The organism is Peribacillus sp. NPDC076916 (assembly GCF_050269675.1).
Classification (GTDB): Bacteria; Bacillota; Bacilli; order Bacillales; family DSM-1321; genus Peribacillus; species Peribacillus aracenensis.
The window spans coordinates 81,332-107,479 of sequence record NZ_JBNNIU010000012.1; the positions used below are offsets into that span (position 1 = coordinate 81,332).

Annotated in this window: 21 protein-coding genes, 1 other RNA gene and 2 pseudogenes; 6 read left to right on the forward strand and 18 right to left on the reverse strand. The window is 37.8% G+C overall.

From position 1 onward, the window contains the following. The first annotated feature begins 330 nt into the window (after window positions 1-330). Window positions 331-873, forward strand: a complete 543-nt coding sequence (locus tag ACQKFG_RS23420) for a ribonuclease H-like YkuK family protein (protein ID WP_192204854.1) — start codon at window positions 331-333, stop codon at window positions 871-873. A gap of 139 nt (window positions 874-1,012) precedes the next feature. Here the strand turns inward: ACQKFG_RS23420 and ssrS are convergent. The 4 genes from ssrS to ACQKFG_RS23440 form a co-directional block, all read right to left on the reverse strand. Beyond that, window positions 1,013-1,199, reverse strand: a non-coding RNA gene (ssrS, locus tag ACQKFG_RS23425) — 6S RNA. 325 nt (window positions 1,200-1,524) lie between these two features. Then, the gene (locus ACQKFG_RS23430) at window positions 1,525-2,778 is read right to left on the reverse strand and encodes an MFS transporter (RefSeq protein WP_427563323.1); all 1,254 of its coding nucleotides are present in this window, start codon (window positions 2,776-2,778) and stop codon (window positions 1,525-1,527) included. A gap of 640 nt (window positions 2,779-3,418) precedes the next feature. Then, window positions 3,419-4,300 (reverse strand): mechanosensitive ion channel family protein, encoded by an 882-nt coding sequence (locus tag ACQKFG_RS23435; protein WP_349728447.1) that lies wholly within the window; start codon window positions 4,298-4,300, stop codon window positions 3,419-3,421. Between the two features lie 21 nt (window positions 4,301-4,321). Then, the gene (locus ACQKFG_RS23440) at window positions 4,322-4,714 is read right to left on the reverse strand and encodes a sporulation protein (protein ID WP_349728446.1); all 393 of its coding nucleotides are present in this window, start codon (window positions 4,712-4,714) and stop codon (window positions 4,322-4,324) included. 655 nt (window positions 4,715-5,369) lie between these two features. Here ACQKFG_RS23440 and ACQKFG_RS23445 point away from each other — a divergent pair. Next, window positions 5,370-5,903: an IseA DL-endopeptidase inhibitor family protein gene (locus ACQKFG_RS23445; RefSeq protein WP_427563326.1), complete on the forward strand. Its 534-nt coding sequence runs from the start codon at window positions 5,370-5,372 to the stop codon at window positions 5,901-5,903. Window positions 5,904-6,073: 170 nt separating this feature from the next. On the opposite strand, the gene ACQKFG_RS23450 is transcribed toward ACQKFG_RS23445, so the two are convergent. The 6 genes and pseudogenes from ACQKFG_RS23450 to ACQKFG_RS23475 all read right to left on the reverse strand — a co-directional run bounded on the left by ACQKFG_RS23450 (window position 6,074) and on the right by ACQKFG_RS23475 (window position 12,087). After that, complete coding sequence (locus ACQKFG_RS23450) at window positions 6,074-7,063, reverse strand: HAAS signaling domain-containing protein (RefSeq protein WP_427563328.1); 990 nt, start codon at window positions 7,061-7,063, stop codon at window positions 6,074-6,076. After that, the gene (locus ACQKFG_RS23455; RefSeq protein ID WP_034306796.1) at window positions 7,050-7,397 is read right to left on the reverse strand and encodes a PadR family transcriptional regulator; all 348 of its coding nucleotides are present in this window, start codon (window positions 7,395-7,397) and stop codon (window positions 7,050-7,052) included. The genes ACQKFG_RS23450 and ACQKFG_RS23455 overlap by 14 nt, the downstream gene beginning before the upstream one ends. Before the next feature lie 338 nt (window positions 7,398-7,735). Then, complete coding sequence (locus tag ACQKFG_RS23460; protein WP_427563330.1) at window positions 7,736-8,731, reverse strand: asparaginase; 996 nt, start codon at window positions 8,729-8,731, stop codon at window positions 7,736-7,738. Between the two features lie 432 nt (window positions 8,732-9,163). Continuing rightward, window positions 9,164-9,439: pseudogene (locus ACQKFG_RS23465) on the reverse strand (glutathione-dependent formaldehyde dehydrogenase); the annotation flags it as partial. 163 nt (window positions 9,440-9,602) lie between these two features. Further along, the gene (locus ACQKFG_RS23470; RefSeq protein WP_387598694.1) at window positions 9,603-10,358 is read right to left on the reverse strand and encodes a GTP cyclohydrolase II; all 756 of its coding nucleotides are present in this window, start codon (window positions 10,356-10,358) and stop codon (window positions 9,603-9,605) included. 535 nt (window positions 10,359-10,893) lie between these two features. After that, the gene (locus tag ACQKFG_RS23475) at window positions 10,894-12,087 is read right to left on the reverse strand and encodes a glycerate kinase (protein WP_427563332.1); all 1,194 of its coding nucleotides are present in this window, start codon (window positions 12,085-12,087) and stop codon (window positions 10,894-10,896) included. Between the two features lie 219 nt (window positions 12,088-12,306). Between ACQKFG_RS23475 and ACQKFG_RS23480 the strand changes: the two genes are divergently transcribed. Together ACQKFG_RS23480 and ACQKFG_RS23485 are read left to right on the forward strand one after the other, a co-directional pair. Next, window positions 12,307-12,537, forward strand: a complete 231-nt coding sequence (locus ACQKFG_RS23480) for a hypothetical protein (RefSeq protein ID WP_427563334.1) — start codon at window positions 12,307-12,309, stop codon at window positions 12,535-12,537. Window positions 12,538-12,989: 452 nt separating this feature from the next. Next, window positions 12,990-14,597 carry an FMN-binding glutamate synthase family protein gene (locus tag ACQKFG_RS23485; RefSeq protein ID WP_427563336.1) on the forward strand — a complete coding sequence of 536 codons (1,608 nt, stop codon included), beginning with the start codon at window positions 12,990-12,992 and terminating at the stop codon, window positions 14,595-14,597. A gap of 68 nt (window positions 14,598-14,665) precedes the next feature. Here the strand turns inward: ACQKFG_RS23485 and ACQKFG_RS23490 are convergent. The 3 genes and pseudogenes from ACQKFG_RS23490 to ACQKFG_RS23500 all read right to left on the reverse strand — a co-directional run. Then, window positions 14,666-15,193, reverse strand: a pseudogene (locus ACQKFG_RS23490) (MFS transporter); the annotation flags it as partial. Between the two features lie 305 nt (window positions 15,194-15,498). After that, on the reverse strand, window positions 15,499-16,437 hold the full coding sequence (locus tag ACQKFG_RS23495; RefSeq protein ID WP_427563338.1) for an MBL fold metallo-hydrolase: 939 nt from the start codon (window positions 16,435-16,437) through the stop codon (window positions 15,499-15,501). Window positions 16,438-17,072: 635 nt separating this feature from the next. Continuing rightward, complete coding sequence (locus tag ACQKFG_RS23500) at window positions 17,073-17,666, reverse strand: branched-chain amino acid aminotransferase (protein WP_427563340.1); 594 nt, start codon at window positions 17,664-17,666, stop codon at window positions 17,073-17,075. 172 nt (window positions 17,667-17,838) lie between these two features. Here ACQKFG_RS23500 and ACQKFG_RS23505 point away from each other — a divergent pair, with 172 nt between their 5' ends. Continuing rightward, a complete protein-coding gene (locus ACQKFG_RS23505) occupies window positions 17,839-18,957 on the forward strand; it encodes an NAD(P)/FAD-dependent oxidoreductase (protein ID WP_427563342.1) in 1,119 nt (372 codons plus the stop codon). A gap of 649 nt (window positions 18,958-19,606) precedes the next feature. Here the strand turns inward: ACQKFG_RS23505 and ACQKFG_RS23510 are convergent. The 5 genes from ACQKFG_RS23510 to ACQKFG_RS23530 all read right to left on the reverse strand — a co-directional run bounded on the left by ACQKFG_RS23510 (window position 19,607) and on the right by ACQKFG_RS23530 (window position 24,364). Then, the gene (locus tag ACQKFG_RS23510; protein WP_427563344.1) at window positions 19,607-20,368 is read right to left on the reverse strand and encodes a uracil-DNA glycosylase family protein; all 762 of its coding nucleotides are present in this window, start codon (window positions 20,366-20,368) and stop codon (window positions 19,607-19,609) included. Between the two features lie 452 nt (window positions 20,369-20,820). Next, window positions 20,821-21,759, reverse strand: coding sequence for a glutarate dioxygenase GlaH (gene glaH, locus ACQKFG_RS23515; RefSeq protein ID WP_427563346.1), 939 nt, complete (start codon window positions 21,757-21,759; stop codon window positions 20,821-20,823). 327 nt (window positions 21,760-22,086) lie between these two features. Next, a complete protein-coding gene (locus ACQKFG_RS23520) occupies window positions 22,087-22,428 on the reverse strand; it encodes a DUF3870 domain-containing protein (RefSeq protein ID WP_192204870.1) in 342 nt (113 codons plus the stop codon). A gap of 29 nt (window positions 22,429-22,457) precedes the next feature. After that, window positions 22,458-23,675, reverse strand: coding sequence for an L-2-hydroxyglutarate oxidase (lhgO, locus tag ACQKFG_RS23525; protein WP_427563349.1), 1,218 nt, complete (start codon window positions 23,673-23,675; stop codon window positions 22,458-22,460). Window positions 23,676-23,689: 14 nt separating this feature from the next. Next, window positions 23,690-24,364, reverse strand: coding sequence for a GntR family transcriptional regulator (locus ACQKFG_RS23530; RefSeq protein WP_141992068.1), 675 nt, complete (start codon window positions 24,362-24,364; stop codon window positions 23,690-23,692). 985 nt (window positions 24,365-25,349) lie between these two features. On the opposite strand from ACQKFG_RS23530, the gene ACQKFG_RS23535 reads away from it, so the two are divergent. Beyond that, a complete protein-coding gene (locus ACQKFG_RS23535) occupies window positions 25,350-26,060 on the forward strand; it encodes a diphthine--ammonia ligase (RefSeq protein ID WP_349728425.1) in 711 nt (236 codons plus the stop codon). Window positions 26,061-26,148 lie beyond the last annotated feature (88 nt).

Consider the following 26,148-nt stretch of genomic DNA (forward strand, 5'->3'; position numbering starts at 1 on the left):
AGCAGGCGGTCCGCCATCGGAGCCATTGTGCCTGCGAGGTGTCTCCATTGGACGTGCTTTTATTAGCAGGAGTTTCGTACACCCGCTCCAATCAACTTTGTTTTAACTTTAGGGTAGAACACTTTTTACCTAGAGTCTTTTTGTTTAAAATAGAACAATTAAAACTTAAGGTGATAGCTATTCAGCGAGATTAACTTTTGTTGACTGCAGTCTATAGGTGCGGGTACTTCCCACCGCACGAAACAATGACCCCCTTCATATGATGTGTTATGAGCGGCATGAGATAATTAATAATTTGATTATATCCGGGGAAAGGTTGGGTGCAATAATATGACGCAATATCCATTTCATAACATTCCATTTCAAAACCTTCAGAAAAAAGACATGTCATTTGAAGATGTATTTGTTCATATTGTTGAGTTCATGAAATTAAATCCTTCCGGTGATTATCGATTAATGGTCGGTACAGATTCGCAAGTACATAAAAAGCATACGGTTTTCATTACGGGCATCGTAATACGGCAGGTCGGAAATGGTGTTTGGGGTTGTATAAGAAAAGTGATGATTCCTAGAAGGATGCTGCATTTGCATGAACGAATTTCTCAAGAATTGTCGTTAACAGAGGAGATCGTATCATTGTTTACGGAAGAAAGAAAAAATCAATTAATCGATATTGTACTGCCTGCCGTATATCAAGGGGCAACGTTCACAATGGAAGGGCATATTGATATCGGGATTGGGAAGCGGAACAAAACCAGTGAATTTGTAAAAGAAATGGTAGCCAGGATGGAATCCATGGGCGTGGAACCGAAAATCAAACCCAACGCTTTCGTCGCTTCAAGTTATGCCAACCGGTATACAAAGCAAGAGTAAATATTTAATAAGCAAGAGTTATCAACATTGTTTTTTTTAGGCTGATCAAACTGAAAATTTCAAAAGAAAGGATAATCAATACAAATCGAAAAACAGCAAAAAACCGGCCTCAGAACGAGACCGGTTTGAACATTTAAAGATATAAGCCGCCATTGCCGTATTCAGTAAGAAAGTTTTAAACCACCACTCCTCAAAGTGGGTGTTTGCAGAAAAAATCCTGTTGTCCAAGTCAGTGACGAGGCATAACATTCCTGATTCAATATAAAACTCCCTATTACAGCTTAAAGGTTAAAACTTTATTATCAATACGGACAGTACAGCTTGTATTGATATAATACCTGAATTCCTAGTAAGTTACAATGTTAATATTCACCATATGAATCGCCTATGGCTGTAGAGGAAAAGACGCCCTAAAAGCATTCGTTAGACTCAAACTATTGATCAAAATAATCGATAAAATCTCCTTATTCACCTGACTTTTGAAAATTAATAAGTCCATTTTTAGCATTTACCAGTACTCTAAAAATAATTGCAAATCCAGATTTTATCAGATGTAATAACAGGCAGAAGAAAAAATACAGAAAAGCAGCCAAAATTGGCTGCTTTTCTTATGGCTATAGCTGTATTTAGGTGTTTGCAAACTCAAGATAATTACGATTGAATTTCCAGGGGTTTTGTTTCGGTCTTTTGATTGTACAATGGCAAAATGAAAAACATCCCTAGAATAAAAAAGAAAGCGGCTGTTTCAAATATGGCGACGAGTGAAAATTGCTCTTTCAGGACGCCTGCTGCACTCATGGTCAACACCATCGACCCGGTGAATAACGGGCTTAAGATTCCATTGACCCTTCCGATGAACTCGCCTTCGGTCCTCTGTAATATCAATGTATTGATCCCGATTTGAATACAAGGCAGCATTAGCCCATTAAAGAACTCGGCTGTAAGTGTAACCCAAAGATTTGTTGAAAGCCCCATTACCGCTAATCCAATGGCATTCACAAGCATTCCTAAAGCTAATAATCTTTGAGGTGCCACCTTTTTGGCGAAAATCATCACCCCGGCTCCACCTAAAATCATGCCAAACCCATTTACCATAAATAACCATTGTAGATTTTCCTTAGGCAGTTCCAGTTGTTCTGTAACAAGAAATATTGAGAGCGGCTGAATGAAACCAAGTCCGAGCCCGGCTGCCAAAAAACATAAACCAAGCAAACTTAGTTCCTTTTTTCGCAACACATACCTCACTCCGCTTTTCATTTCCTGCCATATCGTTGTTTTTGCGGTCTCTTCATCCAGTTTAAAATCTTTTGGAAGAAAGGCGAGGGCACCAGCTGAAAGTAAAAACGCCAGGCCAGTAATCGCAATTGAAATGTTTATCCCGAATGATTGGAAGGCGAATGTACCGAGAATCGGACCTAAAACCATAAATATTGCAAAGACGGTCTGATAAACAGACATCCCTGTCTGAATTTGACTTTCTGGCAAATGCATCTTAAATAGCTTCATGCCTGATGGCTGAGAAAACTGAGAAAGTATCGCCGAAATCAAAGTTGCGAAGAATACCATTTTCCAACTGCCAAAGATAAGCGAGATAAGCACCGCAAATACGGATATTGCACTTAATATATCACACCAAACCATCGTTTTTTTTGGACTCCAGCGGTCAGCAAACGTCCCTCCAATAAATGAAAAAATAAAAATGGGCGCGAATTCCGCTACTGATATCATGGAGATGGCAAAGGCATTCCCGTTTGTCTTTTCCATGACGAATAACAAAACTGCAAAATTCCGTACCCATATCCCTATTTGTAAAAACAAGCCTGATAAGATAATGGCCCGGAATACACGATTTTTAAATATGTTAGGCTCTTTATTACTCAATGTTACGGATGTATGTTTCCCCAATATAAAAACCTCCTGTGAGATTTCTGGACAGGAGGCAGTACAATACAAAATTAACAGAGCAAAATATCCCTAATGGACGGAACACAATGATCTTTGTTTGTATTTTAATGTACAGACTAATCCTATCCAGAAAAAAGTTCGTATTTAGCACGTATTTTTTTCTTGAAGAATAGGATTAAATGATCATTGTTTAAAGGTCACCCTTCCATTTTATGTTAATTTCATAATAATCTATTTAATCTGATAAATCAAGGTAAAATCCATAAATATAACCCATTTTTTGGGCAGGGTTTTTCGACGTATTGTATAAAAAATGGACTTCCTTTAAAAGAAAGCCCAGACTGTAGACAAACTTGAAGATAAGCGAGTTTGCCTGCGTTTTTTAAAACAAAAAAAGTTCCATTTGTTTTCAGAAATCAGCTCCCTTTCCTCCGACTGTCTGCCAAGCCCCCTAGCCGTTAATGCTTAGAGGACGGACCGCCCACGGAAAGCAAGTTCTCTACGTTCCAATCAACTTTCATCTACTTCCTTTAAAAGAAAGCACTTTAATATCCATAAGTTAAAATGAATACTGTTAGTAATGCTTCTGCCCTCTGTTTATCTTCTCCACCAATTTTTCATGACCTATCCCTTCTTCTTTTCAGTTCTCCAAAATACGTTCATGATTAGGATTGCCTTGAACGAGCAAATGGGCAGAAGGCATTATAATTTGATGCTCATATAAAGCAGTCATCATTTCAAACCTCACACTTCTCGCTGTTTCAAAGTAATGTTCAGGATTAACAAGTCCCACTAAGCATAGTTCATAACCAACATATTTAAGATTCGGATTTAAATCCGTAATGCCAATATATCTAAAATCCTCTTCAGGTGTACCATCCTCTAGCCTTAGAAGTGTTTCACCATACTTCTCATTACAGATATGGCATATATCTTCCAACAGCCGTTTTACCTTTTCAGGATTTTCTTGGTAACTTACAGTAACGCGTTCAATGATACGCATTCTCCCTTTATTGAAATTTTGAATCGTCCTGATTTCACTATGTGGGATTGTCAGTAGTTTTCCTGACCATTCCCTGATCTGCATGAACCGGATACCGATTTCCTCAATCGTCCCAGAGCTTGTCCCATTGAATGTCACAAAATTCCCCACTCGAAATTCATTATCTGAAAGCCTTACGAACCCCAATAAGATATCCTTAAGCATCTGCTGAGCGGCAAATCCGATTACGACCCCTAAAATCCCAGCTCCAGCTAAAATTCCTTTTAGGTCTATAAACTGTCCAATCAAATATATAAGGAAAAGCGCGGAAATGCCGTACCTAAGAGAAGAACGAGTAACCCCCTGTATCGTTTTTTCGACTTCCTCATCAAAAAAATTGGACCTTTTAAAGAACCATTCAACCATTTTATTCAAAATATAATAAACCGCCAATAACAGTAAAGCTAATATAAAAAGCCTCAATAAAAGAAATTCTTCCAAATAATCTATGGCAAGCTCAGTAAATTTCAAGATATTCATGTTCCCACCTCCATTTCCACTTTATTCAGAATCGATGAAAATCCAGTCATCATCCTTGCCTATTATCCCTTTATCCAGTATCAGTCTCGTTTTAAGACGATAAGAAACCCCTCGCTTATAAGGGTCCTTCAATATAGGCAGACAAAAGTTAAAAGGAATTTCATTGCTTTCCCCTGAATTTATCTCTCTTGAAGACAAAATGGTGCTCGTTTTAAGGATTTCGTCAATTCCGGTAGAATGAGTATCCATAATTAAATCACATTCTATCCTCCTTATTCTTTGCGCAAGGGTACCACCCTTAATCAAGAAATATCCATTTATGCATTCACCAGATTTATACGTGTTTTTCGGAAGGATTAAATCTATTTGTGCTGAACCTATCCCTAAAAGTAATAAAGATTTTCTAAGTATCAAAGAATACACTCCATTTTTATATTTATTTGTAATTCTACATCCCCAATATATTTATACATTTCCTAAAAGGCTGCATGATCCTGCACAAAAAAAACCTTTACCATTTTGGTAAAGGTTTACTAAAAAAATAAATAGACCTTTACCAATAGGTAAGGTCTGGCTAACAACAATATGCTGCCAACAACACCGAGAGCAAAAAGCTCCGTAATGACGACATTGTTGTAAAAGCTACTCCCCTTTGGAGAATGTATTCAAGTATATAATTTATAATACGGTAGGACTAGAAAGTTTGTCAAATCTTTATATTTTATTACTTTCGGGCTCTGCCCGGGAAATTCGGATTCTTTGTACATATCTTGATATTAATGAAAATATAATGGATTAACTTGTCCCGCTATTGGAAAAAAAATTCACTGCTGGGTTTTAAATAGGCCAGTTGGTGGAATAAGTATGTAACAGCCAAGTCCTTTCCTTACAAATGGGATTTCAAAAAGAATAAAGTGAACAAACTATGTATATATAAAAATTTTATTTAAAAATTAACAAGATTTCTCTTTTACTTATGCCGATCATGTTGTAATATAAATGTAACAATTGTAATGTTAATTACACTTTCGTTACATAAGTATCCTATTAGGGATTGGGGAGATATAATATGAAAAAATTTTCAGGTGTGCTATTATCCATTATCATTTTATTTTTCACATTAAGTGGTCAGGTTACCGCTAAAACGACATCACAGAATTTGTCTGACGCAAATGCATTAAAAATAGCCGATAATGCCAGCAAACATTTTTGGAATGCTTTACATGGTTACAAAGCCCGTTCATGTTCACAAAAATCTTTCAATTATAAAGGGACAGAGTATTCATACCTTTGCCAAGAGTTTAATACAAAAGATAAATTGACTACCTACTTAGCAGAGACATTTACTAATAATGCAGTTGAAAAAGGGCTGAACAAATATAGCTATATTACACATAAAGGGAAATTAGCCCGTCCAATCGGAGACGGCGACAGCATGTTAGAGTGGAGAAAAGCAAAAATTAAATTGATCTATCAAAAAACTAATGTTAGATCCTACAATTTAACTGTACCTACAGTCGACGGTGACTCAGTAAAAAGAACGGTTACCTTTTATAAGTCCGGATCCACTTGGAAAGTTAATCAGTTCGATGCAGTTCAATAAAAAAATGTAACACCTCATATGCTGTATAGTTAGTTAAAAACTATATTTCATATGAGGTGTTTTTCTGTTTTCAGTTGTAAATTGAGAAATAATAATCTTACAGACTTGTTATAAGCTCACTTTTCACTTCAAGGAACTTTCAAACAAAAAACACAGCTGGATGCTGTGCCTTAACGGATTTTTGCCTTACGGAAGCCTTGATAGGAATCGTAGACGGCAAAAAAGATGGAGATGAGTATGAGACCCCAGTAGATCGAGGTTTTCCATTCATCGATTGAAAATAGTGTTCTTTGGTACGTAATGAATTCCGGGTTCAATAAATCAGGATTACTGATGATGATGATGAAAGTCAGAGTGGATAACAGTTGGTATATGGCATGAAATAAAGCTAGTTTCAGGGTCCATCGCCTTAAAAATAATTTATAAATCGCCAAGATCACCCCAATGATGACAACGCCTGAAACCAGCAGCCAATAGGAATTCAATACTTCTTGATTGAAAGAAGGTGTCACGAAAATGAGACTGCCATTTCTTTTTTCATAGACTCCTAAGAGGTTTGTTGCATTGAAATAAAGGGCCGCGAAGACAGAAAGACCTAACAAACTCGCAAAAATCTCGATCATAGGAACCGCTTTTTTCTTGGAAATGTTCGGAATATCTTTTAGGTTTTCCGGTGTCCATGGTTTCAAGTCTTTTGTTAAAGGCGACTGGTCTTTTGACTTATCCACGCGTTCTAAAATGGCAAATGAAATCGTTAACCAGAAAAACACTTGGATACCCGTACTGATGATACCCGCAATACCTTTCCCGATTATTATTAAAATTGCGTCCACAACCGTATTCTCCATATCTCGAAAAGGGTTATCCCCTATTAATCCGATCAATGAAATGACTGCAGCGATTGGTAAAATCATTTTCAACAGACAGATATAAACATCAAAATAACGCGGTCCAATCAGATGCATCGGCCGATCGCGATAACGACTTGCCAGTGTAACAGGATCTCCTAATTTTAAAAGAACGGCTTTCACGTCTTGCTCCGTATGATCCACCGGAAGCATATCTTCGATTGTAGATTGAAGCTCAAGAGCAATATCCTCCCGGCTTTTTTCTGGCAGCCTGCGGGTCACTTCCTGAATATAAAGTTCAATCAGCTCCATCTTCTCCCTCTCCTTTTAATAATATATAAAGCTCTTGAGAAGTTTTTTCCCATTCTTCCTTTAACTGAGTGAATATTTCTCCCCCATAATCGCTTAAAGAATAGTACTTGCGCGGTCTACTTTCAGAAGTATCCCAGCTGCTGGTGACCAATTCTTGTTTTTCCAGGCGGCGAAGCAAAGGATATAAAGTACTTTGATCAATGGTAATTCCCGACTTCTCTAAACGCTGGACAAGCGAGTACCCATACTGAGGGGTTTTGAGCTGACTTAGAACAGCTAACGTCAAAGTGCCTCTGCGCAACTCAGTGGTTAATGAATTCAGTAAAGTGCTCATCCAATCACCTCTTCTCTATACTATGTGACGTACACCATACCTTATACTATGCATCATACACTATTTTAGTTCTAACAACACCATAAAAATGAAAATATATATATTTAAAGCATAAAAACGAGAAGCGTTTCACGCCTCTCGTTTTCCTTCATTAATATGAAACAAGTATGACCCTTATTATCAAGGAACTAGCATATCAAGCAATTGCTGCAGTTCCCTCACTGGTACTTGTTTTTTCACTGTAAAAAAAGATTAACTTCATCAACTGATGAAGTCTGTCCAAAGTCAGGAGTTTATAGCCCCTAAATATTTGAGTTGATAGACTAATTAGCAGGATTTCAAAAATATAATGAAATATCTGCTGCAATTGTTGTTTCCATCATTTCTTTTACCTTTTTGGGATCTGTTGTTTTTCCTAGCACCCACATTAATTTCGGTACGATTGCTTCTGTGTTCATATTTTTAGAACGTACTACACGATCATGGTCAATTTTCCGACCAACTTCATATATACCCATGTCTTCTCCTTCTTCTAGACATTGAGTCGTAATGACAACCGATACACCGTGCTCTGTTAATTCAATTAATTTCGCTAAAATGTTGCGCACTTGAAAAGGAACACCACCACTTCCATAGCTTTCCACAACCACTCCTTTATACAAACCTTTTAGGCAGTCAAAAAATTCTGGTTTTATCCCAGGATGTAATTTCACAACCGCCACATCTGTACAAAGTGACGTATCTAATTGAATGTGTTTCTTTTTAGGGATTTGAATGGATTTATTATATTCAATATGGTCATCATGTATCGATGCTACATACGGATAATTAATACTTTCAAAGGCATCATAGCTTTTCGTTCTAAGTTTAATCGCTCTTGTCCCTTGAATGACTTTGCCGTCAAATACAATATATACCCCACCTATTTCTTCACAAGCAAAACGAATGGCATCTGAAATGTTTCGTTTTGCATCTGTTTTACTATACGAAATAGGGATTTGCGAACCTGTAATCACAATCGGTTTTGATGCATCTTGTAACATATAAGAAAGTGCAGCTGAGGTGTAAGCCATTGTATCGGTGCCATGCGTAATAATGAAGCCATCGTACAGACCGTAGTGTTCGTAAATAACATTCGCCAAGTCTATCCAAAACTCTGGTTGCATGTTGGTGCTATCAATGTTCATTAACTCCCTCGTATCAATACGGCAACGTACATTTAATTCAGGTATGTAACTTAATAAATCATCGGCATGCAGTTCAGGCGCAAGTCCGTTTTCTCCTTCAAGTGAAGCTACTGTTCCACCAGTCGTAATCAACATTAATTTTTTCAAAGATAATGACTCCCCTATCAATATGTTTTTCAAAGAAAGTATTCATTTCGCATTCAATATTCAATTCGCGTACTTTCCATGTTATTATAGTAACAAAAATATAATAATTCAAGATGAAAATATTCTATTTTTGTACACTCCATCCAATTTTTGAAACAACAGAATGTTTTTTTCTTTGGAAAATATAACGCCTGTCCAGAATAAATAACATTCAGTATTCTTAAAGTTATCACGCAAAAAAGGCGATCCATCAATCTAAGAATCGCATTTGTTCTATTTAAATATTTTTAATTCAACTAAACGGCCCCTTTAGTTCCTAAAGAAAAAACTGCCTTAAGACAGTTCTGATTTCATGATATTAAAAAAATTTCCATAACAGCGTTATCATACATAACAGAGACATACTCTTTGTAATTCCATGCTTCCAGAGGATCATGGTTTTAGAACGACTTTTATACAATCATCCTCACGATTATTAAAAATTTGATAACCATGACATGCGTCTTCAAGGGACATTTTGTGTGTGATAATTTCCCTTGGGTCAAATTCGTTATTTGTTATTTTTTTAAACAATTCTGGCATTAAATGAATGACTGGAGCTTGTCCCATTTTAAGATTAATATTCCTTACCCAAAATGCGCCTAATGGATATAGATTATAGTTACCCCCGTATACACCAGTCATTTGCACTGTCCCATACTTACGGACAATAAAGCACATAAAAGCTGCCAAAAAAGTGCTTCAGAAATAGCGGTCATGTCTAGCTTTCCAAATAAAACAATCTACATTAATAAAGTCAATGAAGTATATTATTTTTTCTATATGATTTAGGATATAAGCCCAGATCAATTATAGGCGTAGCAGGATGAGATTAGTCATTTGGACAAATCCTCTCTTCCTCTAAATGGCCTGAACGTTTTATCTTTGTCTGGAGATAATTCTCATTAAACTCCGAAATATCTCCCCATAAAGGCTTTCTACCTGCAACCTCCAAACCAGCGTTTTTCAATGCTTCCAACTTTTTTGGGTTATTGGTTATAAGTGTAACCGGTTTGGATCTTAGTGCTTTCAATACTAATATCGCGTCATTATAGTTTCTGGAATCATCAACAAAACCCAGTTTTTTATTAGCATCAACTGTATCATAGCCATTTTCCTGAAGGATATATGCCAGTGCCTTACTAAAGAGGCCAATTCCTCTTCCTTCATGATTGGCTAGATAAAACAACGCACCCGTACCGTGCTCTACTATCATTTTCATGGATTTTTTCAATTGATAACCGCAGTCGCATCGCTTACTGCCAAAAATGTCTCCTGTATGACAAATGGAATGCATCCTGATAATGGCATCATCACTATATGAAAAGTCACCATATACTAACACACTTGATTGCTGCAATTCAGCTAAATTAACAGAAGATAATTTCTCAATAATTCTCTCATAGTTTTCTGTTACCTCATCACAATTTAGCCAACAATACCAATTGAACACTACCGTCTCCCCATATAAGTTAACTGGTAGCCGAATGGGACCAACTAAATAAATGGCCTTTTTATCTATTTTAATTAACCGGATTTTATCTTCTATAACTGAAAGAACCTTCGAATCAAACTTTGTTTGGGTCATAAGTTTCACTCCTTTTTTGAGTTAGTTTAAGCATCGATTCATAATTTATCCCAATAGAATTTTCTCAGCTTTCAAGCTTGTCAATTTGAATAATTAACATACTTCTTCTTATTTTCATATGTACACCTATACTATTGTGTATTGTATGTTTTGTTCGTCAGTAATTAAATAAATAGGGTAGTACCTGTCTTAAATCAATTACACTGAATTTTGAAAGGGTGTTTAAAATAGGAATTCAATTAGCATTTGATTAGCAAAGCTAGTTCATTTACTATACTCATTCACCTTCACGCCTTTTCAGTTCTTTGAAATAATCTGCCCCGATAGTTGCAAAAAGAAAAAGCTGCCTTAAAGACAGCTCCGAACTACAGCTAACGTACCCGTTTGTTCACTAGGAAAGGCATCGTCACCAATTTTATAAAAAGCCACAGTTAACTAAAAAGAATTCTTATAAACCTTGAGGACTGACCTCTTAAGCTAATCATTTATTTCGAACCATTCAAAAAGTATCTAATCGTTTCAAGATCTTCTTCATTTAGTTCCCTTTCTTTATATCTTTAAGCTCTTTTAGAAAACAATTAACCTCCCTGCTATTTTTAATCGCTCCCAAAAAAGTCCGCATTACTTGTTCGGCTGAAATTTCCAACAATTCAGCTCCTCTATCCATAGCTTCCTTTAAAGGCATAGGAGCGTTCACTAAACTATGAATACTAGTTACTCCATGGTCATATAAAACTTCAATACCCGTTCCGATCGATCCAGCTAAAACAAATACTGGAATACCGTACTTTTTGGCTTCTTGTGCAACTCCCATTGGTGTTTTGCCTGAAGCTGTCTGGTAATCGATTTGGCCCTCCCCGGTAAAGACACAATCAGCATCGGACAATTTTTCACCCATTTTCGTATGCTCCAACACAATATCGATGCCCCTTTTTGTTTCCGCTGGAAAAAAGGCTTGAAATGCACCTCCGATTCCACCTGCAGCACCCGCACCCGCTTTATCATGCAAGTGTATGCCTGTCTTGATTTCCACTAAATCAGCCCATGATGATAAAGCTTTATCAAGCAATTCAACCATGGCAGGAGTGGCACCTTTTTGAGGTCCGAATACACTTGATGCCCCATCCGGACCGACTAACGGATTCTGGACATCCGAGGCAATCAAGAACTTGGAATCTGCAATTCTGGAATCAAAATCTTCCGTATTAATTTCTGATATCCGTGATAATTCTGCGCCCCCGAATCCTAGCGGTTTACCATCTTCATCAAGCACCCTCATTCCCAAAGCCAGGAGCATTCCAACACCTGCATCATTGGTAGCGCTTCCACCTACCGCTAAAATGAACTTTCGACAGCCATCATTCAATGCTTTTTGAATAAGCTCCCCTGTTCCGTATGTAGTAGTGATCAATGGGTTCAACTCATCTGGATCGACTAGGCACAGTCCGGATGCACTGGCCATTTCAATCACGCATGTTTCCTGATCACCCAAGATCCCATATGCTGCCTGAACGTCTTCAAGTAAAGGTCCTTTAACGGTCACTTCAACTTTTCGACCATTCGTAGCTGCAACAAGGCTATCCATCGTACCTTCCCCGCCATCCGCTACAGGAACCAATTCTGTCTTCGCATCCGGCAGTGCCTTCCTGACCCCTCGTTCGATAGCTTTGGAAGCTTCTAATGCTGACAAACTTCCTTTATAGGAATCTGGTGCAATAACAATTTTCATGCTCAGGCCCCCTTTGAATATCTTTTTAATTATAATCTTTTGAAATATTTTGATCACCGGTCATTCTAAACGAAAATTAGTATGACATGTTGTTTGTTTTTGTTATATCAGAATGTATTCTGTTATTTCCCCACCTACCTAAAGTATAAGATTGCTAAAGGGTTAAGCTAACGACCATCCCCTTTTTCATTATAAGTCATTGCTTGTTTGATGGGGGTGATGGAAACGAAATTAAATCCGTTAAATAAGAGTGAGCCGATTCAAATGACGGAAACTGTTTTTGGTACTCAACATACCCTTGTTGGGTTCCTGAATGTGAATCGGTTTCTCTTTCTCCATACTGCGTTTGCTGAAAATAGTATCGACCAAAGACTGGATACAATCATCAAACAATTAAAAGCATTTTGTTTTCGAAACGGTTGGGGCTTTTTTGTGGAAACGGTATTATAAATGTCACTCTTTCCGGGAAGCTGAATCAGCACTTTTACTAGGTGAAGCAAAAAGGCACTGCTGGAAAGGAGGATGATCGGACGAAACGGCAATTTCTGGAAATAATCCTAGGCAGATTATCTGAAAAGTCGGTCGAGGCACTGCAACAATTTTTAAAAATATCCGGGTACTTGCAAAAAGAATGTATATCCATCGTAATCCCCTTATATACCGATTTAAAATAATCAAGGAAATTAACATAAACCAGAGGATCTCATGATGCCATAACTTTGCAGGTAGTCATTTAGTTAAGACGGAAAGGAGAAACTAAAGATAAAGTAAGATCAAGACGATTATTTAAATTAACTCATTCTATCCCTATTAAATTCTTGCATTGGAAATTTGTATAATTGATCGAATTACCGAGTAGATTAACAATACATGATTTTTTTGCATATCAGGAGGGAATTTGAATGAGTGGCATCGCAAATCTTTTAATTATCCTTGGATTTACCGTTATTTTCATCGTTATCATCGTCTTGGTTTTCCTAATACTTTATATGATTTTCTTTGACCGCACGCAGAAGCATCATGCAATTTTAAGAAATTACCCCGTGCTCGGGAGAATACGTTACTTTCTGGAAAAAATCGGGCCTGAATTGCGGCAATATTGGTTTAACAGTGATAACGAAGGAAAACCCTTTTCCCGGGATGACTATGAACATATGGTGAAAAGTTCAAAATATTTACGGGATGTAATAGGTTTTGGTTCAAAACGGGATTTTGATGAAGAAGGCTTCTTTGTTAAGAATAGCATGTTCCCAAAATTGGCCGAAGAAGAAAAATACGATCGAGAAACAAAAGTGATGACTAAAAGATACATTCTAATGAAAGACCCGCTTTTCTCACAGCGAGAAGAAAAATGGGGAGATGAAGTGTCCTCTGCATTCTTATTGGATGATGAAGATTCTGTGATCATCGGCCCAAACACTAAGCATCCCTTTCGATTAAAAGGTCTTATCGGCATGTCCGCCATGAGTTATGGTTCTTTGGGGAAGAACGCAATCACTGCCCTTTCTGAGGGATTAGCTGCAGCAAAAGGCACATGGATGAATACAGGGGAAGGCGGACTTTCTCCTTATCATTTAACCGGCGGTGTCGATATAATCATGCAAATCGGACCGGCCATGTTTGGGGTCCGTGATAGTAAGGGCGAAATGGATTGGGATGAATTAAAAAGAAAAAGTGAAATACCGGAAATCAAAGCATTTGAAGTCAAATTGGCTCAAGGTGCCAAAACTCGCGGAGGGCATATCGATGCTGAAAAAGTGAATCCTGAAATCGCTGAGATCCGTAAGGTCGTACCATACAAAGCGATCGATAGTCCAAATCGGTTTCATCAATTTAATGACGTAAAATCCATGTGCGATTTTATTGAAAGAATCAGGGAACATACAGGCATTCCGGTCGGCATCAAAATGGTCATCGGCGGCAATGACAGTGTCGAAGAGCTTGCTAGCTATATGAAAGAAACCGGGCAAGGTCCCGATTTCATTACATTGGATGGCGGTGAAGGCGGCACGGGTGCTTCTTATCAGGAATTGATCGATAGCGTAGGGTTGCCGCTAAAATCCGCATTGCCGATTTTAGTATCGACATTGGAAAAATACGGCGTCCGAGATCGGGTTAAAATCATCGCCTCCGGTAAATTGTTCACGCCTGATAGAATCGCCATTGCCCTAGCCATGGGAGCTGACCTTGTTAATATAGCACGTGGTTTCATGATTGCTATAGGTTGTATTCAGACGATGAAATGTCAATCAAATGCTTGTCCTGTCGGGGTAGCAACCACTGATCCGGAATTGCAAAAGGCACTTGTCATCGATGAAAAGAAATACCGTGTGGTCAATTTTCTTGTTACCCTTAGAAAAGGATTATATCGAATTTCAGCCGCTGCTGGTTTGGATTCACCTATCCATTTTCAGCCTAAGCACATTAGTTATAAGGATGATATAGGAATTGTCACATCCCTTGAAGATATCATGAAAGAAGTAAAGGGACAAATAGGTGCCAGGCAATGAAAAACCACCGCCCATGTTTGATGGGCGGTGGTTTTTCACTTTATCAATAAGTGAAGATCCAAAATGTATCAGGCATGTAAACGAGTGTCCCCTGTCTGGACTTTCCCCTTAACCATCAGCTTTCCATAGCGATAATAAACATAAACTGCAGCTATAAAACCAGTTATGGACAGGAATGCATCAAATATGAAGTTGATTGATATATTCCCGCTTTTCGACATCCAATCCGTTACAAGCGGCATGACTATAGAAGCCAATCCTGCAGCTGTTGCCACGATCCCGGTCACTGCTCCTTTTTTTCTCCAGAACAATTCCGTCATAATCGTAATGGCTAATTGAAAAACCCCCACAGTGGAAAGTCCGATGAAAAATGCCGTGATGGAAACGATGATAACCGTTATTGGCCGGACGATCTTTTTTAATAATACGGATAAAACCAATACAGAAATGAGCGCCCCTAAACTATAATTAACTCAGTAATTTGATGGAACTGGCCATTGTCATGCCCACAGCTTGCTCTGTGAAATGGTGAATAATCCTGTTGATGTGAAACCGATTATCACGAGAGCAAGTCCCTCTTTACGTAATACCGGTTCTGAAATGAATTTCATTCCCCGGTATTATACATATTCGTACTTGGAAAAGAAACGGTGAATAAAAACACACTCCTGATGCTGTTTTCATATACGTGTTCTTCATCCCAAAACTCCCAACCTGTCTTCAGTAAACGTTCTCGCCTATTCAATATTCATAAGAATCTAAAAATAATCATAACATTTTTTCCTTTTTAGTAAACAAAACCGCTTAAACCTGTTCATTAACGTATATTTAAGACAGTGTGATTTGCGTTTTTAATGCAGAAAAGCTCATATTACATGAGCTAGAATCAATGTTCAATGTTTCAAATGGATTGATAATACCATTTGCCATCACGTATAAACTTTATGCATTGGTCATTCAAAAGAAGGTATTCAAGGTGAGCCAGTGTTTCACCAACTGCAAACCTAGTTTCGTGAATGGGCAGATTTCCAAATAAGATATGGCAAGCACTTTTTACAGAAATCGGCTCTTTCATGTTTTCATGAATTACATGCAGCCTGTCCTGATGGTGGTCCAACAATTCAACAATTCTTTTATTGGCATTTTGAAACGGTTTCCCATGGGAAGGGATGACATATTCAACGTCCAGCTTTTGTATTTTTTTCAAAGAAGTAAAAAACTCTTCCAATGGGTTGCAAAGACCTTTAAACCAATACGAAATATTTGGAGATACCCTGGGCAATATATGATCTGTCGAGAAAAGGACACTTTTTTCCTTATTATATAATGATATCAGGCCATCAGAGTGCCCCGGCGTGGAAATTACTTCATACTCATATTTGCCAAAATGCAGCTTCATTCCTTCTTCAAGATGATGATTTACGGTAGGATAGGGTTTTACTTGGGGCATGAATCCACTTTCGTCACTGGATAAGGCGGCGGCTACCTCGTCTTCCATTCCACATGCCTTATAATTATCTTTAAGCAGTTTCAGCGAATCCATTTCCCAATATGTAGTTCCCGCATGTTCATCCACTTGTGTCATCCAAACATCCGCACCGGTTAATTGTTGTAATGCCCCTGCATATCCGTAATGGTCTGGGTGATAATGGGTGATGATAATATCGGTAATATCGTGTTTTTTGATAATCGGGTTCCATAAATCCTTTGTCGTTTTGTTATTTAAACCCGTATCAATGATTGTCCACCCTTTTTTACCTTCTGCTAAGAAACAATGGACATGATCCAATCTAAAAGGCATTGGAACGGTAACTTGAGTAACTTCCAATTCATTCAGCACCTATAACTTCCCCTTCCGATGTAATTTTATTTACATGAACAAAAAATCAAAAAACAAAACATTTAAGTTTATTAAATAAAGGTATATCATTAATCAATTCGACGAATTCTTTCAAGTTCCTTTAATCAATATCCAGAACCCATGGCCTAGGGCATTTGTTAACTCAAGAAATAAAAAACTGCCATTAAAATTAATGTGGGTGTAAAAATATGACCGTTTATTTACACTACAGGCACTCGCTTTCCGAGTGAGTCTGCCCCTTCCGTTCCAATCAACTACGTTTCAACAAAAAGAAAGAACTCATGCATACAGTCTTTTTAAAAATATAGATGGATTAAAACTTCAGGTGATAAGGTTGCTATCTTCAGCGAGATCCACTTGAAAGGGTTACTATAGATCAACTGGTGCTATCGAACCATTTGGTTGTAAACTGGAGACGGACTTTGTTTTATCTTACATGCATGACTTGGTGGAAGATATGTATTCAGAGGTAGGACACCCAGATATGAATCCATTTATATTCTCTTTTACTGCTTCAAACCCAATAAAAAACCAAAAAGGTTTCGGAATGAGAGCATTCCGAAACCCTTTTGTCCACAAACTGACGTCATTAAAATTAATGGCGGCACCTCGTTTTACATATCCTCCTCGATTGTTTGAACAAGGATAAAAAGAAAATGATAGATTAAATTAAAAGCTTCTTGTAATGACATGTCTTCTCTAAACCCTTTTAAGTTATCCAAGGCAAAATTCACGTCCCATAGCCCGTCGCCCTGATTAAACATTAAACTGAACGAGCCAATTCCTCCTTGAAGTTCCTTAGTTAGATACGTTTTTAAAACTTCACCCATTTTTTTCTGGAATTTCAATCCGAACATCGCGTTATATGTACCGAAAACATCATCGACTTCTAACGAAAGTGCCTCAACGCCGATTAATTCGAACCATTGTGATTCAAAGTAAAGGAATTCATCTTTGTTTTTTTTCAAATAATCGATAGGTTGTGCTAAAAATGCAGAGTTCTCTTCAGAGATTAATTCTTCGCTCTCTTTATTACTGCGCTCCATATAAGCATCTGTAAAACGAGAAGCATTTTCTTTTTCCACTATAACGATATCATCGGCAATTAATTTATGCTTTTCTACATAATCCTTTTCTTCTTTAAACAACTCAACCTTTTTTTCGGTTACGGATGTTGATATGTATGATTCCATTTGTTTTTTTAACATGATTTGTCCTCCTAGTATCTTTTCAAGCTCTTGCAATTTCAATCATAGCATATTCCCTATAGATAAAATAATTTTGTGAAAGAAATTACAATGTCGATTGTAGCAATCAATTCGTGTCTTCGATATAGTAGTGGTAAGAGTTTATACATATGAGAGAAATGAGATGTTGAATATGCAAAAAATCATTGTAGTTGGTGCTGGAATTTTGGGAGCTTCAACTGCCTATCAGTTGGCTAAAAATGGGGCTGAAGTGATCATTATTGATCGTCAAGATGTCGGCCAGGCAACATCTGCAGCTGCAGGAATCGTTTGCCCGTGGATATCGCAAAGGCGCAATCAAGCTTGGTATCTCCTTGCCAAAAATGGGGCGGCTTTTTATCCCGGTTTAATTGAAGAACTTGAACGGGACGGAGAAACAGAGACAGGTTATGCCCAAGTCGGGGCCATTAGTCTACATACAGATGAAGCTAAATTGAATGCCATGAAAAACCGGGCGGCAAAAAGGAAAGAAGATGCACCGGAAATTGGGGCAATCACTTTACTTTCCGCAGAGGAGACACGTGCCTTATTCCCGCCTCTTTCCAGTGAATATGCAGCCGTTCACGTGAGTGGTGCCGCGCGGGTCGATGGACGCGCACTTCGTGATTCCTTATTGCGGGCATCACAAAAAAGCGGTGCAAAACTTTTGTATGGTGAGGCTATACTTTCATATAACGGTTCACAAGTGACAGGTGTAACATTTGGAGATGAATTCATACCTGCTGATAAAGTGATCGTTTGTGCTGGCGCTTGGGCACCGGAATTACTGAAGCCACTGGGCGTTAATTTTCAAGTCACCTTCCAAAAGGCTCAAATCATTCATCTGGAATCGCCAAATGAAAATACGAATAACTGGCCAGTAGTCATGCCTCCGAGTGATCAATATCTTTTGGCTTTCGATAATAATAAAATCGTTGCGGGGGCGACACATGAAAATACGGAGGTATTCGATAACCGAATGACCGCAGGAGGGCTGCAGGAAGTTTTCAACAAAGCCTTGCAAACCGCCCCCGGTTTGACGGAAAGTACGTTTGTTGAAGCAAGGGTCGGTTTTCGCCCATTCACGCCGGGATTCCTTCCGGTCATGGGCCCTTTACCGGACTGGGAAGGCATAATCGTAGCCAATGGTCTTGGGGCTTCCGGTTTAACAATGGGCCCATATTTAGGCTCCCTATTGGCAAACCTCGCACTTGATAGAAAAATCGAAATCGATTTAGAAAATTATGATGTAAGAGGTGCGCTTTTTACATAACTTCTAATTCATTACCTATTGGCTTTATGATGAATATCGACTGATTTGAAAAATACCCAGATCAGTTTTTTTCAAATGGTCCTTTCATAAAAAAATCAAGGACCTTTATTGGTCCTTGATTTATAAATTCTTTAATTTTTCGAGCAGGACATTCTTGTGGGAATTTGACAAATTCATCAATTCAAAACTTCCTCAAATATCTATGTGCCATTGAACAATATTTGCTTGCGCAGCAAACATCGTTTATACGAAATGGTTTTCTCTAAAGGAAATTGTTGAAGCCACAATTAACCATCATCAACATTACATACAGTTTTTCTCTCATGCATGACTGTTGATGGTTCAGTTACTTTAATCGTATAAAATATTTATCCATTTATTTTTCATCTATTTATTAATATCAGGTCCACATACTTCTTCATAAATAACTTTTAACTCTTCAATAGTAAGTGTTTTTAAAAATTCCTCTAGTTCATCCATGTTAATGCCTCCTATAATAAAGAACATTTGTTCTTATTATAATCTCCAAAATATCACGAGTAAATAGTTAATTTTACTTTTAACACTTTTAGATGAACGAAATAATCACCAAATATCCCCTATCTTTAAAAACCTATATATAGCTTCATTGAGCCTATAGCCCTTCTCTTTAACCAATGGTCATTTCTTTTGAAAAATAGTGCTGTAACATCATTTTCATTTGCTCTTTATTTGCTGCAAATTGCTTATGTCGATGCCCATTTCCTCCAGATGGATGAGGAAATCCCAGAAGCATGTTGTTGGCATCCAAATAATCTTGACCCGCTAAATAGTTTAAGACCTTGGAAACGTTAACGCCTAAAGGAATAATAAGCGGGCGTTCAATGGTACCTATTTCGGTAGCAAAGCCTTCCATTATATTTTTTTTAAGCAACTCGGTCTTTAAAATGTTCGGAGTCGTTCCACTGTAGTTTTTCCCGTTATAAAAGACTGGATAGGTTAAAACAGAGGTAGTATGAACGAGGTGACTAGCTTCGTTAAAAAGATCCTGTGTGGACGAAATGTTTAAGTATGTGTGTAATCCAAGCTCATCTAACATGTGAACTAAATTTTTTCTCATCGTTCCTTCAAAACTGGAATTCCTTTTTACTTCGTGCAGGATCTCTTCATCGCTATGTAAGTGCCCTCTTGCATTAATTACGGTAGAATATGATTTTTTCATTTGATGTAAACCAGGAGTGATTCCGACAATCACCACTTTGGCCCGTTCATTTACATATTCGAAAGGTGCGTAATAGATTTCGAGTTTTTTCTTTTCATCTCTTTCAAGCAAAAATTGTTCGCTCTGTATCATTTTATCTGAATAGTCAGCAGGTAAAGCATTAATTAAATCCTTAAATTGCGTAAAATTAGAAAAATTAGCGATTCCCATAAAAAACCATCCCCTCTTTCTACGATTTATTGGCCATATCAGTATATCAGAAAAGAAGGTTCGTCTACGAACACATGATGTGTTCTGCCTGAAGACATTTGGATAAGCTATTATCTTTTGCGAATTAATTAGACACTTGTTGTTATAAAATGTTGTTTTTTCTCTCCAAATTGATGAGAAAAGCTTGATAAAGGATGTATTGGAATGTGCCGTGGATTGTGAAGCGTTAAAGAGAATATAGATTAAAATAATTTTTACACGCTGGTAGCGTTAGTTCAAGATAATAGGTAGATGCGTGATGTTTAAGGTCCTCTTTTTCCCTTCCATTTACAACATTACTCTTTAACTGAAGCTAAAAAAAAGATAAATTGCTTTCCAACCCTTCGGTTGAAAAGAATTTATCTTAAAATGGTGTTTGGGGATGAATAAAAATTTGGGTTTACAAAATGAAACTATTGATTGAATCTTCCGCGCTGGCGAAGTAATTCACGGTTCAGGTTCGGATCCTTTTCAAATGCAGCGCGTCCGTGAAGCCAGAATATGTTATTTACGACAACTAAATCTCCAACAGGCAGTTCCAGCTCAAGCACACTTTCATCGCTTTCTAATGAATTGGATAAATCTCGTAAGTATTTGGCTTGTTCGATTGATTCAGGATAAACGAATTGATCGATATAACATATACCAGGTTTGTTATTATGATTGAAGAAAGTCAATCTTTCAATCTCCTGATCAATGTTTTTGCTTTTTGGAGCTTTATACATGAATTTGTGGCTGGATAATGGATGATTCACATACATATCAAGCTCTTTCCAATCGTCTAAGTGCAATAAACGTGATTCTCCACCGCGTGCATTTTGTTCGATCATCTTCATCATTATTAACCAATCCGTCGGTTCATCTACAAAAGTGCCGTCCGTATGAAGGGTAAATAAACGATAAGCCTGACGCAAATACGAATCACTGCTATCCGTGTCTTGAACACTAAAGCGGGCATAATATTTTCCTGACATGGCATCATGGTTTGGCGTTCCCAGCAAGTATGAAATGGCCGTTGCAAAAATGACGTATTCATCCGTATTTTCCGTAACACCCTCCAAGCCTAGTGTGAAGCCTCCGGATTCCCGATCATGAACGATGTTCCGAAGCAATTCACCAAAGTCTTCACCCACTTGATCCAATAAATAGGAAGCAACGATGAGTCGTGCATATGGTGTATATTCCAGATGTTGAACAGACTGTTTATCCTTCGATACGGTTTCTAAAAAAGCGGCAATTGCCTCTTTTGAAATTTCAATATGATATAAACGGCTGGATTGAGGGTGAACTTTTACTTCGTATTTTTCTGTTTTCCTTTCGAACTTTGCTCTCTTTTTTTCTGCAATGCTCATGAATAATTCCTCCTGTTATTTGTAATTTAGGTGACAAAGTTAACGGGAAATATAAAAAGCCAGTCGCACATGATCCCCAAATAAAATAGGAATCGAACTGTACAACTGGCTTATATTCACTTCACTGCTCTATGTAAATAGAGTCACAGCGAATATGCAGTTTATGTATGATTTATTTTTCCTGTTTCCAATCATTATGATCTTTACACGATTCTGAAAAGGTATTTTCCAAAGGTGTTAATGTCATAATATTGGCTTAATTCCATTAAAACGTTTTTTCGTAAAATTGTCAACACTTTTAACATATTATTCTGAAAAATTATATTGCTAACTTTGTAGTTTCGATTTATCTCCTGCTTTAATTTGCTGAAAATGGAGATCGAGGTCTTTCAAGGCAGCAATCAGTGCGTTAGCTGCTTTTCCCCGATAATAAGATTGGATGGATTCTATCGCGTCATCAACACCATCATTTAAACTGATCCCTTTTAATAAACGCCCAATAAATTCCCTGCCATGCTCTGTTGCCAGTGTACAGGAAGCTTCCAGGACGACCCCATATTTAGCATCGACTTCTGCAGTAATGGTCAGTGTTTCAAAGACACTTTTCGCTGCCATCCCTTGAGGTAAACGTGCATGACCTGCAATGAAAATTGTTTTACCATTGAACATGAGGCGCCTTCCTCTCTCTATAACGAATTTTATTTTGTTAATACAGCTTCCAATAAGTGTGTTTGTTCCGGAATGCGGTTAACAACCTCTTTTCCGATTTCAATCGAGGCTGTTGCTGCAGGTGACGGTGAATTACATACATGGATGGTCCGTTTCCCCATTATAATATGAAAATCATCCACCATATTACCATCATCCTGTAACGCCTGGGCCCGTACTCCAGCAGGTGCAGGGATTAAATCATCTTCTTGAATTTCAGGAATCAACTCCTGCAGGCTTTTCGTAAATTGCTTTTTACTAAAAGAGCGGACATATTCCTCCATACCTTCCTTCATGAATTTACTGGCCAGCTTCCAAAAACCTTTATATCTTAAAACTTCAGTTAAATCTTTCGCATTGAAGTCCGTTTTCTTATAACCTTCCCGTTTGAAACTTAGTACAGCGTTTGGACCGGCATCTACTTCACCGCTAATCATCCGAGTAAAATGAACCCCCAAAAATGGAAACTTCGGGTTAGGTACCGGATAAATCAAATGATTGACAAGGAAGCGTTTTTCAGGCTTCAGTTTAAAATACTCACCGCGAAACGGGACAATTTTCATATCAGTTTTATACCCAGCTGCTGCTGCGATGCGATCACTGTGCAACCCTGCGCAATTAATGACCATTTTTGCTTTAATTGAACCGTTGTTCGTATCGATGATGACATCATCAAAATCCTCGTTAATTTTCTCGACCTTTGTTTTCAGCTTAATTTCACCGCCGTTGCCCCGGATAATATCCGCCATCTTTTCACTTACCTGACGATAATTGACGATGCCGGCTTGCGGGACGCGAATCGCACCAAGCCCATTGACATGTGGTTCGATTTCCTTTAACTCATCCACACCGATTCTTTGTATTGCCAGTTCATTTTGCAAACCGCGGGAATATAAATCATCTAAAAGGGGCAACTCTTCTGGCTTTGTTGCAACAATGACCTTTCCGCAAATATCATGTTCAATTCCATGCGTCCGGCAGAATTCCGTCATTGATTTGCTTCCTTTACGGGCAAACCGTGCCTTGAAACTGCCCGGTTTATAATAAATTCCTGAATGAATGACGCCGCTGTTATGTCCCGTTTGATGATCTGCAACAACAGCCTCTTTTTCAATGACTACCACTTTAGCATTAGGAAAACGCTGGTAAAGTGCCATTCCTGTCGATAATCCTACAATTCCTCCGCCAACAATTGCGAAATCATACACAATTAACACTCCTTTTATTGATGATTTTTAGTATTCAGCAACTCCATATACGTAATTAAATTGTTCTTAGTCCGTAAGATGTGAAATTCTACTGCTGCCCTTAGTTCTGCAGGATCCCCTCTTAGTGCCGCTTCATATATCATCCGGTGTTCCCGTTGCGTTTCTGGGTAATAATCAATCAGCAAATTCGGCGCAATGGGGGAGATCCCCAGCGTTTCTACCATTTTTTGAACCCTTGGCCATGGGCATCCTTTTCGGAGGGTTTCATGAAAAGCCGCATTCAAAAGGATATAATGCTCATTGGTTTCATCAGATAATTGAATTCCTTCCATTTCAATCAAAATTCCCTTTAGTTTTTCTTTGTCCTCCTTTGTTAAGTAAGGAAGTGATTTTTCTACTGCAAGGCCTTCAAGCAGAGACCTAGTATGATAAATTTCTTCAATATCATCCCGGGTAATCGGTGTGACGATTGCTCCTTTATGGGGAACCATTTCCACCAACCCTTCCAGTTGAAGCTGTGTTAGGGCCTCACGGATGGGCATCCTGCTAACTTCCAGGCGATCTGCCCACTCCTCTTGGATGAGTCGCTCTCCCTTTTTCAAAGTCCCATTCAAAATCGCTTTCCTAAGACTTTTTGTTACATTTTTAACGATTGTTGATTTATCTCTTCCAGAATTAGCATTATCCAATCCAGCGTCCACCTTTCGATATTGGATACAATTTTAACTATAACAACTATATAAAGCGATTACAATACTGAAAATTAAATATATTGTATCCAATTATAAAAATAATGGATACAAAACTTTAGAAGACAATCCTCTACAGACCTTTTATAATTTCTGGCACCCGTTTATATTTTTTTATTAAACAACTTAGTATTTGTTCCAAGACCATTAAATTTCAGAAATTCTAAACAAGGAACTAATGACAAAACCTAAAATATATCAATATGATATCATTGTTACTAAATCCTAATTTATACAAAAAAGGGAGTTGTTATTAATTTAGTAAAGAAGTCTATATAATTGGCGAAACAAGGACTAATAATTTCTCGGATAAGGAAATTTTCGATAAAATCGGATCCCTATGGAGCAAAGCAAATGATCATGATATTGAAAATGATTTGAAATATGGGATATACCAACAGTACGAAAGTAACTATCGTGGCAATCATACTTTAGCTATAGTCACCATCGAATGAAAAATTGGTCATTCCAGATCAGGAATATGTGGTGTTTAAATGTTTTCAAGATGAACAATCCGTGGAGGAATCTTGGTAAAAGGTATGGCAGTTGGTAGAAGAAAAAGAAATATAGTCTGGATTTTGAAAAGTACTATCCTGCTGGAAAAATGGAAAAATATATTGCAATTTACAAGTGATAAAAGCATCTATTATGTGAAATGAGTAATAAAAGTAGATTCTTTATTTAGCTGGTCTTAAAGGCCTGAACCCCTTCACCCACAGGGACTCATGCCTTTTTATTTCACCTTTGTTCACTAGGGATTTGAGATGATTCTCCTTTAGCAATATGACTTATCTTGTCCCGTCCGACATTAATATTTTATCTGCAAGCTATAACCGTGATAAAATCAAACAAATATAGTTATGAAAATTCATCTATAAAATATGAAATTGGCAAAAAAGTCATTAGAATAAAGGGGAAAATATGAATGGCGGAATTAAAAGATTGGAAAAATAGTGCTCACGGGCATAAGTTCATAGCTTCTTTTAGCGGTGGAAAGGATAGTGTCTTAGCTCTATATAAAGCAATAAAGATTGGTGAGCCTGTAGGACTGATCGTCATGCTGGAGGAAGAAGGAAAACGTTCCAGATCCCATGGAATGCCTCAGGAACTCATACATGCCCAAGCTGAATCAATAGGATTGCCCTTATATGCAGCAGCTGCCAGTTGGACTGATTACGAAAAAGTATTTATGCGCCTTTTAGAAAATGCTAAAAATCAAGGAGCAGAAGTGTTAGTAACTGGAGACTTGGATATGCCCGCTCATGGCTGTTGGCATGATAAGGTTACGAAGAATGCCGGGTTGAAGCTTGGAATGCCTTTATGGGAAATGAACCATCGTGAAGCTGTCGATGAATTCATGAATCTAGGGTTCGTAACGATCATTGTAACCGTCAATTTATCATTGGGAATGCGAGAAGATGATTTAGGGCGAACTTTAACCCATGAATACGTGAAGGAACTTGAAGCTCGAGGCATTGACCCCTGTGGAGAAGGTGGAGAGTTTCATACAACAGTAATAGATGGGCCTATTTTTAAACAACCGATTCCCGTTCGTAAATGTGAGATTATTAAGGACGGGGAGTATGCTTTTTTACCTTTGGAGCTAGATCATTTAACGAATAACAGTACCTTTTAACCAAACTAATAACCCAAATTCCTTGCAAGCATTTTCTACTTCACCCCGATTATTACATGTTCTCTAACAATTGGGGTGAAGTTCATAT

What these genes read in the sequence shown, in the direction of transcription:
- ACQKFG_RS23420 (WP_192204854.1), top strand. Translation starts at nt 331, where the DNA reads ATGACGCAATATCCATTTCATAACATTCCATTTCAAAACCTTCAGAAA.
- ACQKFG_RS23435 (WP_349728447.1), bottom strand. Translation starts at nt 4,300, where the DNA reads ATGAATATCTTGAAATTTACTGAGCTTGCCATAGATTATTTGGAAGAA.
- ACQKFG_RS23445 (WP_427563326.1), top strand. Translation starts at nt 5,370, where the DNA reads ATGAAAAAATTTTCAGGTGTGCTATTATCCATTATCATTTTATTTTTC.
- ACQKFG_RS23450 (WP_427563328.1), bottom strand. Translation starts at nt 7,063, where the DNA reads ATGGAGCTGATTGAACTTTATATTCAGGAAGTGACCCGCAGGCTGCCA.
- ACQKFG_RS23455 (WP_034306796.1), bottom strand. Translation starts at nt 7,397, where the DNA reads ATGAGCACTTTACTGAATTCATTAACCACTGAGTTGCGCAGAGGCACT.
- ACQKFG_RS23470 (WP_387598694.1), bottom strand. Translation starts at nt 10,358, where the DNA reads ATGACCCAAACAAAGTTTGATTCGAAGGTTCTTTCAGTTATAGAAGAT.
- ACQKFG_RS23475 (WP_427563332.1), bottom strand. Translation starts at nt 12,087, where the DNA reads ATGAAAATTGTTATTGCACCAGATTCCTATAAAGGAAGTTTGTCAGCA.
- ACQKFG_RS23480 (WP_427563334.1), top strand. Translation starts at nt 12,307, where the DNA reads ATGGAAACGAAATTAAATCCGTTAAATAAGAGTGAGCCGATTCAAATG.
- ACQKFG_RS23485 (WP_427563336.1), top strand. Translation starts at nt 12,990, where the DNA reads ATGAGTGGCATCGCAAATCTTTTAATTATCCTTGGATTTACCGTTATT.
- ACQKFG_RS23500 (WP_427563340.1), bottom strand. Translation starts at nt 17,666, where the DNA reads ATGTTAAAAAAACAAATGGAATCATACATATCAACATCCGTAACCGAA.
- ACQKFG_RS23505 (WP_427563342.1), top strand. Translation starts at nt 17,839, where the DNA reads ATGCAAAAAATCATTGTAGTTGGTGCTGGAATTTTGGGAGCTTCAACT.
- ACQKFG_RS23510 (WP_427563344.1), bottom strand. Translation starts at nt 20,368, where the DNA reads ATGGGAATCGCTAATTTTTCTAATTTTACGCAATTTAAGGATTTAATT.
- glaH (WP_427563346.1), bottom strand. Translation starts at nt 21,759, where the DNA reads ATGAGCATTGCAGAAAAAAAGAGAGCAAAGTTCGAAAGGAAAACAGAA.
- ACQKFG_RS23520 (WP_192204870.1), bottom strand. Translation starts at nt 22,428, where the DNA reads ATGTTCAATGGTAAAACAATTTTCATTGCAGGTCATGCACGTTTACCT.
- ACQKFG_RS23535 (WP_349728425.1), top strand. Translation starts at nt 25,350, where the DNA reads ATGGCGGAATTAAAAGATTGGAAAAATAGTGCTCACGGGCATAAGTTC.